This is a genomic window from Streptomyces sp. Inha503, assembly GCF_047215865.1.
GTDB classification, from domain to species: domain Bacteria; phylum Actinomycetota; class Actinomycetes; order Streptomycetales; family Streptomycetaceae; genus Streptomyces; species Streptomyces lycopersici.
In genome coordinates this window covers 5,656,682-5,669,767 of sequence record NZ_CP178360.1, presented here as the reverse complement: position 1 = coordinate 5,669,767, position 13,086 = coordinate 5,656,682, and the positions used below count along the sequence as shown (strand labels likewise).

Below are 13,086 nucleotides of genomic sequence, written 5' to 3'. Positions count from 1 at the left end.
TGACGGCCTCGGGGGAGAGGAACGGGGAGACGGGGATGGAACGGAAGACGACGCGGCGGCTGCGGTCGAGCACGGTGATCCTGGGCGGTATGGGCGCGCTGGCGGCGGCGCTCACCTCCTGTGGTTCGGAACCGGACAAGCGCTGTGTGGACCGGGACAGCTATGACGCGGTGAACGGCTATCGGGTCGTCGACTCCAGCGCCTGCAAGAGCTCTTCGTCCACCACGGGCGGCAAGGGCAAGAAGAGCCGGGGCACATCGGGCGTGGACGGCGAGTGGTACTACGACTCCGACGTCAGCGGCCGCTGGGCGGACTACGGCACCTTCGACAAGAGCAAAGCGGCCGACCGGGGCGGCTTCGGCTGCTCGGGCTCCAGTGGCGGCTGAGCGGGCCGCCCCACGATGAAGCGCCACACCATCGACCCCCGCCCCGACTGGCAGTCCACGGTGGAGGAGCAGGGGGTCATCTATCCGCTGACCCGCTACCCGGACGGCTCGCTGCGCCCCTACTGGGACGAGAGTGCCTACTACGCGTTCTCGCTGCCCGAGGTCGAGGCGCTGGAGGAGGTCGTCGAGGAGCTGCACCGGATGTCGCTGGCGGCGGCCGCCCATATCGTCGAGACCGGCCGCTTCGCCGACCTCGGCATCGACGATCCGCGGCTGGCCGGGCTGATCGCCGAGTCCTGGCACCGCCGGGCCGAACAGCCCAGCGTCTACGGCCGGTTCGATCTGCGCTACGACGGTGAGTCGGGCCCGGCGAAGCTGCTGGAGTACAACGCCGACACACCCACCTCGCTGGTGGAGGCGGCCAGCGCCCAGTGGTTCTGGATGGAGGACCGCTTCCCGGGCGCCGACCAGTGGAACTCCCTCCATGAACGGCTGGTGGACGCCTGGCGCGCCCAGGCGGCGCTGCTGCCGCCGGGGACACCCCTGTACTTCGCCCATTCGGCCGGGGACGAGCTGGGGGAGGACCTGATGACGGTGGCCTACCTCCGCGAGACGGCCGAGCAGGCCGGGCTGAGGACCGAGGCGATCTCCATGGAGGACATCGGCTGGGAACGGCTGTCGGGCCGCTTCGTGGACAAGCGGTTCCGCTTCATCCGGAGCTGCTTCAAGCTCTACCCCTGGGAGTGGCTGGCCACCGACCGGTTCGGTCCGCATGTACTGGACACGCTGGACAACGGGGGCGGCACCGGATCCACTCTGTGGATCGAACCGGCCTGGAAGATGCTGCTGTCCAACAAGGCGCTGCTGGCCGTGTTGTGGGAGCTCTTCCCGGACCACCCCCATCTGCTGCCCGCCTACCTCGACGGCCCCCGGGAACTGGCCCGCACCACCGGCTATGTGGCCAAACCGCTGCTGGGCCGCGAGGGCGCGGGGGTCACCGTGCATCCGCCGGGCGAGGAGCCCGTCGTGCGCGACGAGCCGTGCTGCTACCAGGAACTGGCGCCGCTGCCCGACTTCGACGGCAACCGCGTGGTGCTCGGCACCTGGGTGGTCGAGGGCGAGTCCGCGGGGCTCGGCATCCGCGAGTCGGCGGGGCTGGTGACGGATGAGTACGCGCGCTTCATCCCGCATGTCATCCTCTGAGCGAACCGGATCATCCGGCCAGCACCGCCCTCAGCTGATCCAGCCCCCACTCCAGATCCTCCTCGCTGATCACCAGGGGCGGGGCGATCCGGATCGTGGCGCCATGGGTGTCCTTGACCAGCACTCCGCGGTCCATCAGCCGCTCGGAGATCTGCCGCCCGGTGCCCCGTGACGGATCGATGTCCACCCCCGCCCACAGCCCCCGGCCGCGCACCTCCTGGACGCCTCTTCCCAGCAGCAGCCCCAGCTCCCGGTGGAGCAGCTCGCCCAGCGTGGCCGAGTGCCGCTGGAACTCCCCGGTCCGCACCATGGCGATGACCTCCAGGGCGACCGCGCAGGCGAGCGGGGAGCCGCCGAAGGTGGAGCCGTGCTCCCCGGGGCGGTGCACCCCGAGGACCTCGCGGGAGGACACCACAGCCGACACCGGCACCACCCCGCCGCCCAGCGCCTTGCCCAGCACATAGACATCGGGGACCACGCCCTCGTGCTCACAGGCGAAGGTGGTGCCGGTACGGCCGAGGCCCGACTGGATCTCATCGGCGACGAACAGCACATTCCGCTCCCGGGTCAGCTCCCGGACCCCGGCCAGATAGCCGGGCGGCGGCACCACCACCCCCGCCTCGCCCTGGACCGGCTCCAGCAGCACGGCGACCGTCTCCTCGGGCGCGGCGTCGAGCGTCGCCGCCATCGCCGCCAGATCCCCGTACGGCACGATCGAGAACCCCGGGGTGAAGGGGCCGTGGTCGGCACGGGCCTCGGGATCGGTGGAGAAGCTGATGAGGGTGGTCGTCCGGCCGTGGAAGTTGTTCCCGGCGGCGATGATCCTGGCCCGGCCGTCCGGGACGCCCTTGATCCGATAGCCCCATTTGCGGGCGGTCTTGACGGCCGTCTCCATCGCCTCCGCGCCCGTGTTCATGGGCAGCACCATCTCCATGCCGCACAGCTCGGCCAGCTCGGAGCAGAAGGCGCCGAAGCGGTCGTGGTGGAAGGCGCGGGAGGTGAGGGTGACCCGGTCCAGCTGGGCCTTGGCGGCCTCGATCAGCCGATGGTTGCGATGCCCGAAGTTGAGCGCCGAGTATCCGGCGAGCAGATCGAGATAGCGGCGGCCCTCGACATCGGTCATCCAGGCGCCTTCGGCGGACGCGACGACGACCGGCAGCGGATGGTAGTTGTGCGCGCCATGGGCCTCGGCGGCGGCGATGGCCCGCTCCGCGGAGCGTCCCGGTCCCATCTTGTCCTCCTTGTCTCACTAGCTAGAGTGGGGGTGCGCATCGTGACTGGCGAGCCGAGCGTGGAACCGACCACGAGGAAGCGATGCGCGGCCACAGCGCCACGAGGTGCCGCCCGCCTGGGCACCCCGGGACACGACCGGACCGTCACCGATCGCCCCGGAGGACTCGATGAGCCTGCCCCTGTCCCATCCCGCCCTTCTCGCCGCCGACCCCGAACTGGCCTCCCTCGTCGGCTCCGAGGAACTGCTCCAGTCCGAGACCCTGCGCCTGATCCCGAGCGAGAACTATGTCTCCGCCGCCGTCCTGGAGGCCTCCGGGACGGTGTTGCAGAACAAGTACAGCGAGGGCTACGCGGGCCGCCGCTACTACGAGGGCCAGCAGGTCATCGACCAGGTGGAGACCCTGGCGGTCAACCGGGCCAAGGCCGTCTTCGGCGCCGAGCACGCCAATGTCCAGCCCTACTCCGGCTCGCCCGCCAACCTCGCGGTCTATCTGGCCTTCGCCCGTCCCGGTGACACCGTGATGGGCATGTCACTGCCCATGGGCGGCCATCTCACCCACGGCTGGGGCGTCTCCGCCACCGGCACCTGGTTCCGCGGTGTCCAGTACGGGGTGCGGCAGGACACCGGCGTGATCGACTTCGACCAGGTGCGCGGGCTGGCCCGCAAGGAGCGGCCCAAGCTGATCTTCTGCGGTGGCACGGCGGTGCCCCGCACGATCGACTTCGCCGCCTTCGCGGAGATCGCCCGCGAGGTGGACGCGGTGCTCGTGGCCGATATCGCGCATATCGCCGGTCTGATCGCCGGCGGCGCCCATCCCTCGCCCGTCCCATACGCCGATGTCATCTCCACCACCACCCATAAGACGCTCCGGGGTCCGCGCGGCGCGATGCTGATGTCGCGCGAGACCCATGCCAAGGCCATCGACAAGGCCGTCTTCCCCGGGCTCCAGGGCGGTCCGCACAACCAGACCACCGCCGCCATCGCGGTGGCCCTGCACGAGGCCGCCCAGCCCGCCTTCCGTGACTACGCCCGGGCCGTGGTCGCCAACGCCAAGGCGCTCGCCGGGGAACTGCTCGCCCGCGGCTTCGACCTGGTCTCCGGCGGCACCGACAACCATCTGATCCTGATGGACCTGACGCCCAAGGAGGTGCCGGGCAAGGTCGCGGCCAAGGCCCTGGATCAGGCCGGGATCGTGGTGAACTACAACACCGTCCCGTACGACCCGCGCAAGCCCTTCGACCCCTCCGGCATTCGGATCGGCACCCCCTCCCTCACCTCGCGAGGTCTGACCACCGAGCACATGCCCGCGGTGGCCGACTGGATCGGCCGCGGGGTGACCGCCGCGAAGAGCGGTGACGAGGGCGCCCTCACCAAGATCAGGGCCGAGGTGTCCGAGCTGATGGCGGCCTACCCGGCGCCCGGTCTGCCGACCGGCTGACCCCCGGCGCGGGGCCCTGCCCGGCCTCCAGGCCGGGCAGGGGCCGCCACCACTGCTCCTCCAGGATCCGGTCGTCTTCGGCCACCGGCACCGGCAGACCCACGATCCGGGCGAGCACCCGCTCGACCAGCGTCTCCCCGCCCGCCGGCGGGACGCCGTCCTCCGCTGCCCCCGAGGGCGCGCCGTCCTCCGGCTCCACGCCGCCCTCCAGCTCCATGCCGCCCGCCGGGGACACGCCGTGCCGCGACGGTCCGCCGGACGGCGGTATCCCCGGCCCCCGCCCGAGTGCCCGCAGCTCGCCGGGCAGCCCTTCCTCGGCCATCTCCATCGCCTCCGCACTCCATCTCATCGGCCGTCTCCCTCTCGGTCTCCGACGTCTCCGACATCTCCGACGGCCCCAGCAGCCGCTCCAGCCGCCTCAGGGCGCGGCTCAGCCGCGATTTCACCGTGCCGCGCGGCCAGCCCAGCGCCTCCGCGGTCTCCGCCTCGTCCAGATCCAGCAGATAGCGGTAGATCACCACCCGCCGCTGCGGCTCGCTCAGCTCCTCCAGCGCGGCCAGCAGCCGCGCCCGCCGCTCGCCCGCCAGCGCCACGGCCGCCGGATCGGCCGACTCCGGTATCACCGGCTCCGCTCCGGTCAGCAGCGCCCCCTCCCGGTCCGCCGCCGTGCGCCTCCGGCGCGCCGAGCGCACCGCGTTACTCGTCTCATGGGCGACGATCCGCAGCAGCCAGGGGCGGAACGCCGCCTCGCTCTGGAACCGCCCGAGCGCGAGATACGCCTTCACAAAGGCGTCCTGCACCACATCCTCGGCATCCGCGCCCGCCCCGAGCAGCCGGGCGGTGCGGTGCGCGATCGGCGCATGGGCCCGCACCAGCTCGGCATACGCCTCGGCGTCGCCGGCCCGCACCCGCGCGATGATCTGTGCTTCACCAGTCCTCACACATCTCATACACCGGCGGACGGAGTCTGGTTCCACACCTGAGAGAATGGGTGTCATGGCCCTCGATCGTCCCCGTGCGCTCTCCGGTATCCAGCCCACCGCAGGTTCCTTCCACCTCGGCAACTACCTCGGCGCGATCCGGCAGTACGTCGCGTTGCAGGAGACCCACGACGCGTTCTACACCGTGGTCGACCTGCACGCGATCACCGTGCCGCAGGATCCGGCGGAGCTGCGCGCCAACAGCCGGCTCGCCGCCGCCCAGCTGCTCGCCTCCGGTCTGGACCCGGACCGCTGCACGCTCTTCATCCAGAGCCATGTGCCCGAGCACGCCCAGCTCGGCTGGGTGATGAACTGTCTCACCGGCTTCGGCGAGGCGTCCCGGATGACGCAGTTCAAGGACAAGTCGGCCAAGCACGGCGCCGACCGGGCCACCGTCGGCCTCTTCACCTACCCGATCCTCCAGGTCGCGGACATCCTGCTCTACCAGGCCAACCACGTCCCCGTCGGCGAGGACCAGCGCCAGCACATCGAGCTCACCCGCGATCTGGCCGACCGCTTCAACGGCCGCTTCGGCGAGATCTTCACCGTCCCCGAGCCGTACATCGTCAAGGAGACGGGGAAGATCTACGACCTCCAGGACCCGACGATCAAGATGAGCAAGTCGGCGTCCACGCCGAAGGGCATCGTCAGCCTCCTCGACGAGCCCAAGGCCTCCGCGAAGAAGATCAAGAGCGCGGTGACCGACCTCGAGACGGAGATCCGCTTCGACGAGGAGAAGAAGCCGGGCGTCAGCAATCTGCTGACCATCTATTCCACCCTGACCGGCACCGCCATCGCGGAGTTGGAACGCCGTTACGAGGGCAAGGGCTACGGCGCGCTCAAGACCGACCTCTCCGAGGTGCTGGTCGAGTGGGTCACCCCGTTCCGCGAGCGGACCCAGGAATACCTGGGCGACCCCGCGACGTTGGACGGAATCCTGGCCAAGGGCGCGGACAAGGCCCGAGCCGTCGCCGCCGACACGCTGGCCGCCGCCTACGACAAGGTGGGCTTCCTGCCCGCGGTGCGCTGAGCGGCACACCGAGCGCCGTGCGCACCGCCCGGTGAGCACGGCGCGCCCCGCGCACGTATGAATACGGACCCGCGCGGACAGCGGAACACACCGGTCCGGCCCCCTGACCAGGGGGCCTTTGGACGGGTGTGCCAAAGGACCGAGGAATCTAGCCGCGAGGGCGGCGCAGCCGCCACACTGACACGGGTGCAGCGGCCAGAACCCAGCAGCCCGGGAGGGCCAGGAGGGAGAACGCAGTGGGGACCGTAACGCTCGGCGTTTCGATCGCGGTCCCGGAGCCGTACGGCAGCTTCCTCCAGGAGCGGCGCGCGGGCTTCGGGGACCCGGCCGCCCACGGCATCCCCACGCATGTGACCCTCCTGCCGCCGACCGAGGTCGACGTCGCGGCGCTGCCCGCCGTGGAGGACCATCTGGCGCGGGTCGCGGCCGAGGGGCGGCCGTTCCCGATGCGGCTGGAGGGCACCGGCACCTTCCGGCCGCTCTCGCCGGTGGTCTTCGTCAGGATCGTCGAGGGCGCGGAGGAGTGCGCGGTGCTCCAGGAGCGGATCCGCGCGGAGTCCGGGCCGTGCGCGCGTGAGTTGCAGTTCCCGTACCACCCGCATGTCACGATCGCGCACGGCATCGACGAGGAGGCGATGGACCGGGCGTTCGTGGAGCTCAAGGAGTACGAGGCCGCCTGGACGATCACCGGCTTCGCGCTGTACGAGCAGGGGGCGGACGGGGTCTGGCAGCTGGACCGCGAATATCCCTTCGGGGCGGATGAACGGCCGGGCGGTGCGCCGCCCGTGGTGCCCCGTCAGGTGGATCTCTCGCGCCCGGCGGCGCCCTCTCACTGAGCGTTCCCGCGGTACGCGCGGAGGCGGCGCGTACGCCCGGAGGCGGCGCGGGCAGCAGGCGGTGTGCCACCGAGCCTGTCGAGGGTGCCGTAAGGGTGCCGGCACCGAGGCCGCGCAATTGTCGTGCGTCCGTATGCACGCCCCTCACCGAAAAGAGTGATGAGGGGAGCGCCGGTTCGGGGAACCCGGATATCCGTACCGCGCGCCCGGCGCGCCGAGGAGCGACAACGCGCAGAAGGGTAGTTGCTGATCATGGAATCGTTGACCCGGCTGCCTGTCGTCGGCCCCGCCCTGGCCTGGCTGATGCGCACCCACGCCTGGCGTACGTACGAACGGCTCGACCGCGTCCACTGGACCCGGCTCGCCGCCGCGATCACGTTCACCAGCTTCATCGCCTTCTTCCCGCTCATCGCCGTCGGGGCGGCGATCGGCGCGGCGACGCTCAGCCAGGCGCAGATGGCGCAGCTCCAGAAGAAGCTCGCCCAGCAGATCCCCGGGATCTCCGGCCAGCTCGACCTGGGCGCACTCGTCCAGAACGCCGCCACGATCGGGGTCGTCGCGGGCGCCCTGCTGCTGTTCACCGGCATCAGCTGGGTGGGCTCGCTGCGCGAGTGCCTGCGCGCCGTATGGGAGCTGGAGGAGGACCCCGGCAACCCGCTGGTGCGGAAGGTCAAGGACGCGTTCGTGCTGATCGGGCTGGGCGGGGTGGCGCTCGTCTCGTTCGCCGTGTCCGCCCTGGCCGCCACCGCCGTGGGCCGGGTCGCCCGGCTCATCGGCATCCCCGAGAACGGGGTCGGCGGCTGGCTGCTGCGGGTCGCCGCGTTCCTCATCGCCGTCGCCGCCGACTTCCTGCTGCTGTGCTACGTGCTGACCTGGCTCCCGGGCGTGGAGCCGCCCCGCCGTACGGTCGCGGTCGCCGCGCTCATCGGGGCGATCGGCTTCGAACTGCTCAAGCTGCTGCTCAGCAGCTATCTGAAGGACGTGGCGGCCAAGAGCATGTACGGGGCGTTCGGGGTGCCCATCGCGCTGCTGCTGTGGATCAACTTCACCGCGAAACTCACGCTGTACTGCGCCGCCTGGACCGCCACACCGCCCGCCGCCCGGGCCGAGCACGAGGCGGAATGGGCGGCCGAGGCGGACAAGGCCCAGCCGTCCGAACCGGAGGAGCCGCCCGGGCCGCCCGAGCTGTCCGGGCCGCCCGAACCGGAGGTCCAGAAGCACCGCGCCAGCGGACCGGAAGGCCCGCCGGCGGCGGCGTGACAACGGACGGCGGCGACCGTAAGGCGGCCATGGCGGCCCTAAGGCGGCTACGGCGGCCGTGAGCGGCCCACAGCGACCATAAGGGCTTAAGGGGCTTCGCTCAGTCGCGCGAGCGGCGGCGCACCAGCTCGGGGAGCGGCCAGCGGCGGTGCACCCCGAAGGCCACCGCGCCCAGCAGCGCCAGGGAGCCGCCCGTGATGCCCATCGCGGTCCACATACCGCCCGAGCTTCCGTCGTCCGTCGAGACGGACGCCTGGGCGTGTTTGTGGCTGTCCTCGCCACCGGCCGAGGGCTGGTTCGCGCCCGCCGCACCCGGCCGGACGAGGGTGCCGACCGGGTTCACCGAGCCCGACGCCTTGAACCCCCAGTCGAAGAGCTTCGCGGTCTCCTTGTAGACCTCGTTGGCCTCCTTCTGCTGCGGATTCATGACGGTGACCAGCAGCACCCGGTTGCCGCGCTGGGCGACCCCGGTGAAGGTGGCGCCCGCGTTCGTGGTGTTGCCGTTCTTCACCCCGGCGATGCCCTTGTAGGGGGCGACGCCGAGTCCGGTCAGCAGCCGGTTGGTGTTCTGGATGCCGAAGCTGGAGCGGGTCTTCTTGCCCTTCTTGTCCTTCTCGAACACACCGGGGAACTGCGCGGTCGCCGTCGAGCAGTACTCCCGGAAATCCGCCTTCTGAAGCCCCGAGCGGGCGAAGAGGGTCAGGTCGTACGCGCTGCTGACCTGGCCCTTCTCGTCGTAGCCGTCCGGGGTGACCACATGGGTGTCCCGGGCGTTCAGGTACTTCGCGTGTGCCTGCATCTCCTTTACGGTCGCCGGGACCCCGCCGTTCATGGCCGCCAGCACATGCACCGCGTCGTTGCCCGAGCGCAGGAAGACGCCGAGCCACAGGTCGTGGACCGAGTAGGTGTAGTTCTCCTTGACCCCGACCAGGCTGCTGCCCTCACCCATCCCCTCCAGATCGGACAGCTGCACCTTGTGGGTCTTCGTCTTCGGCATCTTCGGCAGCAGCGTGTCCGCGAACAGCATCTTCAGCGTGGACGCGGGCGGCAGCTGCCAGTGGGCGTTGTGCGAGGCGAGCACATCGCCCGACTCGGCGTCGGCCACCAGCCACGACTTCCCGCTGAGCCCCTTGGGCAGCGCGGGCGCGCCCGGCTTCGGGTCCACCTGGGTGTCGGGGCGGCCGAGCCGCTTCCCGCCCACCGTGGACATGTGCGCGGGCGGCTTGACCGCGTCGGTGGAGCCGCCCGGCTGGTCGGCGGCGTGCGCCGGGGCGGCGGCGAGCGGACCGCACAGCAGGAGGGCGGCGGCGGTGGCGGCCAGCGGGGCCACGGTGCGACGGGCGGGGGTGCGGCCCTTGCCTGAGATCTTGCCGGAGATCTTGTCGGTGCTCCTGCCGGTGCTCTTACGGGTGCTGTGTCGGACGTGAGTGCTGGTGAAGGAAGGTGTGGGCACGGAGGTGAACGTACCTGGCGTCGCTGAGGAGAGCGACAGCAGCGCCGATGTATTGACGGCAGACCCCCGCGTGGAGGTATGGGAGGTCGTGCCCATACTGGAGACCATGAAGCTCAGCCGCCCCGTGTCCTGGTTCCTGCTCGCCTTCGGGGTCTGGAGCTGGGTCATCTGGTTCACCTTTGTCAAAAATTTGTGGAAGGACGCCAGCGGACTCGCCTTCGACGACTCCGGTGACCCCACCGCGTACTTTTGGGTGCATCTGCTGCTCGCGATCACCTCGTTTCTCTTGGGGACGGCGATCGGGGTGATCGGGTTGCGTGGTGTGCGCGCCCTGCGCCGGAACGACGCCTCCCAGTAGTCGTTCCAGGCAGCTGCGGCAGGCGGCCGCAGCCATGGCTGGTAGTCGCGTCGTCACGTAGTCGCTTGGGAGGGGACCGGGGATGGTCGTGCTCTACGTCCTGATCGCGCTGGTCGTCGTCGGTCTGCTGACCGGCGTCCACTGGTACGTGTGGCGGCGGCTCGTCCGCGATACGACGGCGCGCGGGGGGTGGGCGCGCCGTACGGGCACGGCGGCGGTCTTCGCGCTGCCGCTGATCAGCGTCGGCGCGATGATCGCGGGCCGCGCGGGCGCGCCCTTCCCCCTCCAGCGCGCCCTCGCCTGGCCGGGCTACCTCTGGCTCGCCCTCCTGCTGTACCTGACCCTGGCCCTCCTCGCGGGCGAGGCGGTACGGCCCCTGCTGCGCGCCTGGCTAGGCCGCGGCGAGTCCGTTGATGTGCGGTCGGCCGACGTTCCGGCCGCTGCCGCGGCCGTGGGCGGGTTGGTCGGCGCTGCGGCGGTTCCCGAGGGGGCGGCGGTTCCCGAAGGTGCGGTGGTGTCCGACGGCGCGGGTGCCGCTGGTGTGAGCGAAGCCAAGGCCGTTGTCGACGGGGCAGCTAGGACCGCTACGGACGCCGTCAAGACCGCTACGGAGGCCGCCAGGACCACTACGGAGGCCAACGAGGCCGCCGGGGATGGCGTGGCGGCCGCCGAGGCCGCCAAAGGCGGCGCGGCGGACCCCGGGGACGCCACCCCCTCGCCCTCTCGCCGTCTCTTCGTCGCGCGGGCCGTCGCCGTCGGGGCCACCGCCGTGGCGGCCGGGACGGTGGGATACGGGACGTACACCGTGTTGCGTGGGCCGAGGGTCAAGCGGATCACCGTGCCGCTCGCCAAGCTGCCGCGCCGGGCGCACGGCTTCCGGATCGCCGTCGTCAGCGATATCCACCTCGGGCCGATCCTGGGCCGCGACCACACCCGGCGGATCGTCGAGGCGGTCAATCGCACCAACCCCGACCTCGTCGCCGTCGTCGGCGACCTCGTGGACGGCAGCGTGGCCGACCTCGGCCCTGCCGCCGAGCCGCTGCGCGCGCTGACCGCCCGCCACGGCAGCTACTTCGTCACCGGCAACCACGAGTACTACTCGGGCGCCGCCGAGTGGGTGGACCACGTCCGCGAACTGGGCCTGCGGCCCCTGGAGAACGAGCGCACCGAGCTGCCCGGCTTCGATCTCGCCGGGGTGAACGACGTCGCGGGCGAGAGCGAGGGCCACGGTCCCGACTTCGGCAAGGCGCTCGGCGACCGCGACCGCTCGCGCGCCTCCGTGCTGCTCGCCCATCAGCCGGTGGTGATCCACGACGCGGTGAAGGCGGGCGTGGATCTCCAGCTCTCCGGCCACACCCACGGCGGTCAGCTGTGGCCCGGCACCTATGTGGCCGAACTCGCCAACCCGACCGCCGCCGGGCTCGAGCGGTACGGCGACACCCAGCTCTATGTGACCCGTGGCGCGGGCGCCTGGGGCCCGCCGGTACGGGTCGGGGCGCCCCCGGACGTCACCGTCGTGGAGCTCGCCTCGACCCGCGCCTGAGCGACCGCCACCTCAGCCCTGGCCCGCGCCTACCGCGACCGAAACGGATCGGTCACGCAGGCTGGTCAGCGAGCTGGTCAGCGGACGGGGCAGCGGCCCGGTCAGCGGACGGGGCAGCGGCCCGGTCGGCCGTCGCCGTCCCTGCGGCCGCCCGCACCGCCCGCCGGTGCGGCAGCGTCGCGTTGCGGACGCCCGAGATGCGGTCGTGCGGGGCCAGCCGGTCCGGGTGGCGCAGCGTCTTCCGTACGCAGGACGCCGTCAGCGTGAACCCGACCATCACCGCCAGCAGCTGAGCGGGGCTCAGCGCCATGAGGACCGCCGCCGCGCCCTGCGTGCCAGAGTCGCGGACGGTGGCGAACAGATGGGCGGGATACGGCTCGTTCAGCAGGGTCAGCACCGCCAGGAACAGCCCCGCCAGGAATGGCATCACCAGCGCCCCGATCAGCAGCGCGCGCAGGGTCAGCCGCCAGACCACCAGCGGGCCGCCGTCCTCCGCCACCAGCTTCAGCAGCAACAGCCGCTTTCCGGGGGTCGCCCCCGTCGCCAGCGGCAGCAGTACGAACCATGCCAGGAAGATTCCCACCAGCGTCCCGGTCGGGGCCGACCCGCCCCGGTAGAGCACGGCGGTGGTGAACACCGAGGCGACGACATATCCGGCCACATCCACGACCAGTGCCGTCAGCCGCCGCCCGAACGGAACCGGACGTGCCGCCAGCGCCCGCCCGTCCAGCGTCTCCAGCGTCGGCAGCATCCGCGCGACCGGCCCGGCCAGCAGCCAACCGGCCATGGCCCCGGCCGTGTTGACGATCAGGTCGTCCACGTCGAACAGCCGGTACGGGCAGCTGTAGAGGCCCCAGACCCCGGTCCACTGCGTCAGCTCGAAGGACAGCGAGACCGCGAAGCCGATCGCGGCGGTGGCGGGCAGTGAGCGCCGGAAGTGATAGCGCAGGAAGACGCCGAGCGGCAGGAGCAGCAGCAGATTGAAGACGGTTCCGGCGACGGCGGGGTTCTGGAGGACCAGCGCGTTGAGCCCGACCTTGTGGTCGGCTTCCTTCCAGATGTCTCTGAAGGTGTTCCCGGGCATCCACTGCGGATGGGCCACCATCGCGAACCGCTGGCACATATCGGCGGTCTGCTTCGGCAGCGGCACGATCGTCATGCAGAGGGCCGTGAGCGAGTAGTAGAGGAAGCCGTACAGCGACAGTGCCCGCCCCCGGGACATCACGCCGTGACGACGGTACAGGGCGACGGCTGTCGGCAGCAACAGTAAGAGCGCCAGCAGAGGGAAGAGCGCAGCAGCGGTCTTGATCGGGAGAACGTAGGCGGTGGCCATGAGCACGACTATACGCGATGTGTATACCCCCT

General features: G+C 71.2%; 11 protein-coding genes, 1 pseudogene and 1 riboswitch. Of the genes and pseudogenes, 8 read left to right on the top strand and 4 right to left on the bottom strand.

What is annotated here, in order from left to right:
• Positions 1–35 precede the first annotated feature (35 nt).
• Together ACJX2R_RS23315 and ACJX2R_RS23310 are read left to right on the top strand one after the other, a co-directional pair.
• On the top strand, positions 36–386 hold the full coding sequence (locus ACJX2R_RS23315) for a hypothetical protein (RefSeq protein ID WP_413101707.1): 351 nt from the start codon (positions 36–38) through the stop codon (positions 384–386).
• A gap of 15 nt (positions 387–401) precedes the next feature.
• Entirely contained in the window at positions 402–1,589 is a 1,188-nt protein-coding gene (locus ACJX2R_RS23310) for a glutathionylspermidine synthase family protein (RefSeq protein ID WP_191068877.1), read from the top strand.
• Positions 1,590–1,599: 10 nt separating this feature from the next.
• On the opposite strand, the gene rocD is transcribed toward ACJX2R_RS23310, so the two are convergent.
• The gene (rocD, locus tag ACJX2R_RS23305; RefSeq protein WP_413101706.1) at positions 1,600–2,820 is read right to left on the bottom strand and encodes an ornithine--oxo-acid transaminase; all 1,221 of its coding nucleotides are present in this window, start codon (positions 2,818–2,820) and stop codon (positions 1,600–1,602) included.
• Positions 2,821–2,852: 32 nt separating this feature from the next.
• A riboswitch (ZMP/ZTP riboswitch) is annotated at positions 2,853–2,950 on the top strand.
• A 39-nt stretch (positions 2,951–2,989) separates the two neighbouring features.
• Between rocD and glyA the strand changes: the two genes are divergently transcribed.
• Positions 2,990–4,261, top strand: coding sequence for a serine hydroxymethyltransferase (gene glyA, locus ACJX2R_RS23300; RefSeq protein WP_413101705.1), 1,272 nt, complete (start codon positions 2,990–2,992; stop codon positions 4,259–4,261).
• A 356-nt stretch (positions 4,262–4,617) separates the two neighbouring features.
• Here glyA and ACJX2R_RS23295 read toward each other — a convergent pair.
• Positions 4,618–5,181, bottom strand: a pseudogene (locus ACJX2R_RS23295) (RNA polymerase sigma factor); the annotation flags it as partial.
• 76 nt (positions 5,182–5,257) lie between these two features.
• Here ACJX2R_RS23295 and trpS point away from each other — a divergent pair.
• From trpS to ACJX2R_RS23280, 3 genes are all read left to right on the top strand, one after another.
• Positions 5,258–6,271, top strand: coding sequence for a tryptophan--tRNA ligase (gene trpS, locus ACJX2R_RS23290; protein WP_262699094.1), 1,014 nt, complete (start codon positions 5,258–5,260; stop codon positions 6,269–6,271).
• Positions 6,272–6,507: 236 nt separating this feature from the next.
• A complete protein-coding gene (locus ACJX2R_RS23285; RefSeq protein WP_413101704.1) occupies positions 6,508–7,107 on the top strand; it encodes a 2'-5' RNA ligase family protein in 600 nt (199 codons plus the stop codon).
• Between the two features lie 252 nt (positions 7,108–7,359).
• On the top strand, positions 7,360–8,367 hold the full coding sequence (locus tag ACJX2R_RS23280; RefSeq protein ID WP_413101703.1) for a YihY/virulence factor BrkB family protein: 1,008 nt from the start codon (positions 7,360–7,362) through the stop codon (positions 8,365–8,367).
• 100 nt (positions 8,368–8,467) lie between these two features.
• Here ACJX2R_RS23280 and ACJX2R_RS23275 read toward each other — a convergent pair whose 3' ends face one another.
• Positions 8,468–9,928 carry a D-alanyl-D-alanine carboxypeptidase family protein gene (locus ACJX2R_RS23275; RefSeq protein WP_413101702.1) on the bottom strand — a complete coding sequence of 487 codons (1,461 nt, stop codon included), beginning with the start codon at positions 9,926–9,928 and terminating at the stop codon, positions 8,468–8,470.
• Between ACJX2R_RS23275 and ACJX2R_RS23270 the strand changes: the two genes are divergently transcribed.
• Positions 9,927–10,178 carry an SCO4848 family membrane protein gene (locus ACJX2R_RS23270; protein WP_413101701.1) on the top strand — a complete coding sequence of 84 codons (252 nt, stop codon included), beginning with the start codon at positions 9,927–9,929 and terminating at the stop codon, positions 10,176–10,178. The genes ACJX2R_RS23275 and ACJX2R_RS23270 overlap by 2 nt on opposite strands.
• 82 nt (positions 10,179–10,260) lie before the next feature.
• Positions 10,261–11,721 (top strand): metallophosphoesterase, encoded by a 1,461-nt coding sequence (locus tag ACJX2R_RS23265; RefSeq protein ID WP_413101700.1) that lies wholly within the window; start codon positions 10,261–10,263, stop codon positions 11,719–11,721.
• A gap of 52 nt (positions 11,722–11,773) precedes the next feature.
• Here ACJX2R_RS23265 and ACJX2R_RS23260 read toward each other — a convergent pair whose 3' ends face one another.
• Positions 11,774–13,054 carry a VanZ family protein gene (locus tag ACJX2R_RS23260; RefSeq protein ID WP_413101699.1) on the bottom strand — a complete coding sequence of 427 codons (1,281 nt, stop codon included), beginning with the start codon at positions 13,052–13,054 and terminating at the stop codon, positions 11,774–11,776.
• Between the last annotated feature and the right edge of the window lie 32 nt (positions 13,055–13,086).

Coding starts and splice junctions, on each gene's coding strand:
- ACJX2R_RS23260 (WP_413101699.1), bottom strand. CDS start 13,054: ATGGCCACCGCCTACGTTCTCCCGATCAAGACCGCTGCTGCGCTCTTC.
- glyA (WP_413101705.1), top strand. CDS start 2,990: ATGAGCCTGCCCCTGTCCCATCCCGCCCTTCTCGCCGCCGACCCCGAA.
- ACJX2R_RS23270 (WP_413101701.1), top strand. CDS start 9,927: ATGAAGCTCAGCCGCCCCGTGTCCTGGTTCCTGCTCGCCTTCGGGGTC.
- trpS (WP_262699094.1), top strand. CDS start 5,258: ATGGCCCTCGATCGTCCCCGTGCGCTCTCCGGTATCCAGCCCACCGCA.
- ACJX2R_RS23310 (WP_191068877.1), top strand. CDS start 402: ATGAAGCGCCACACCATCGACCCCCGCCCCGACTGGCAGTCCACGGTG.
- ACJX2R_RS23280 (WP_413101703.1), top strand. CDS start 7,360: ATGGAATCGTTGACCCGGCTGCCTGTCGTCGGCCCCGCCCTGGCCTGG.
- rocD (WP_413101706.1), bottom strand. CDS start 2,820: ATGGGACCGGGACGCTCCGCGGAGCGGGCCATCGCCGCCGCCGAGGCC.
- ACJX2R_RS23265 (WP_413101700.1), top strand. CDS start 10,261: ATGGTCGTGCTCTACGTCCTGATCGCGCTGGTCGTCGTCGGTCTGCTG.
- ACJX2R_RS23275 (WP_413101702.1), bottom strand. CDS start 9,928: ATGGTCTCCAGTATGGGCACGACCTCCCATACCTCCACGCGGGGGTCT.
- ACJX2R_RS23315 (WP_413101707.1), top strand. CDS start 36: ATGGAACGGAAGACGACGCGGCGGCTGCGGTCGAGCACGGTGATCCTG.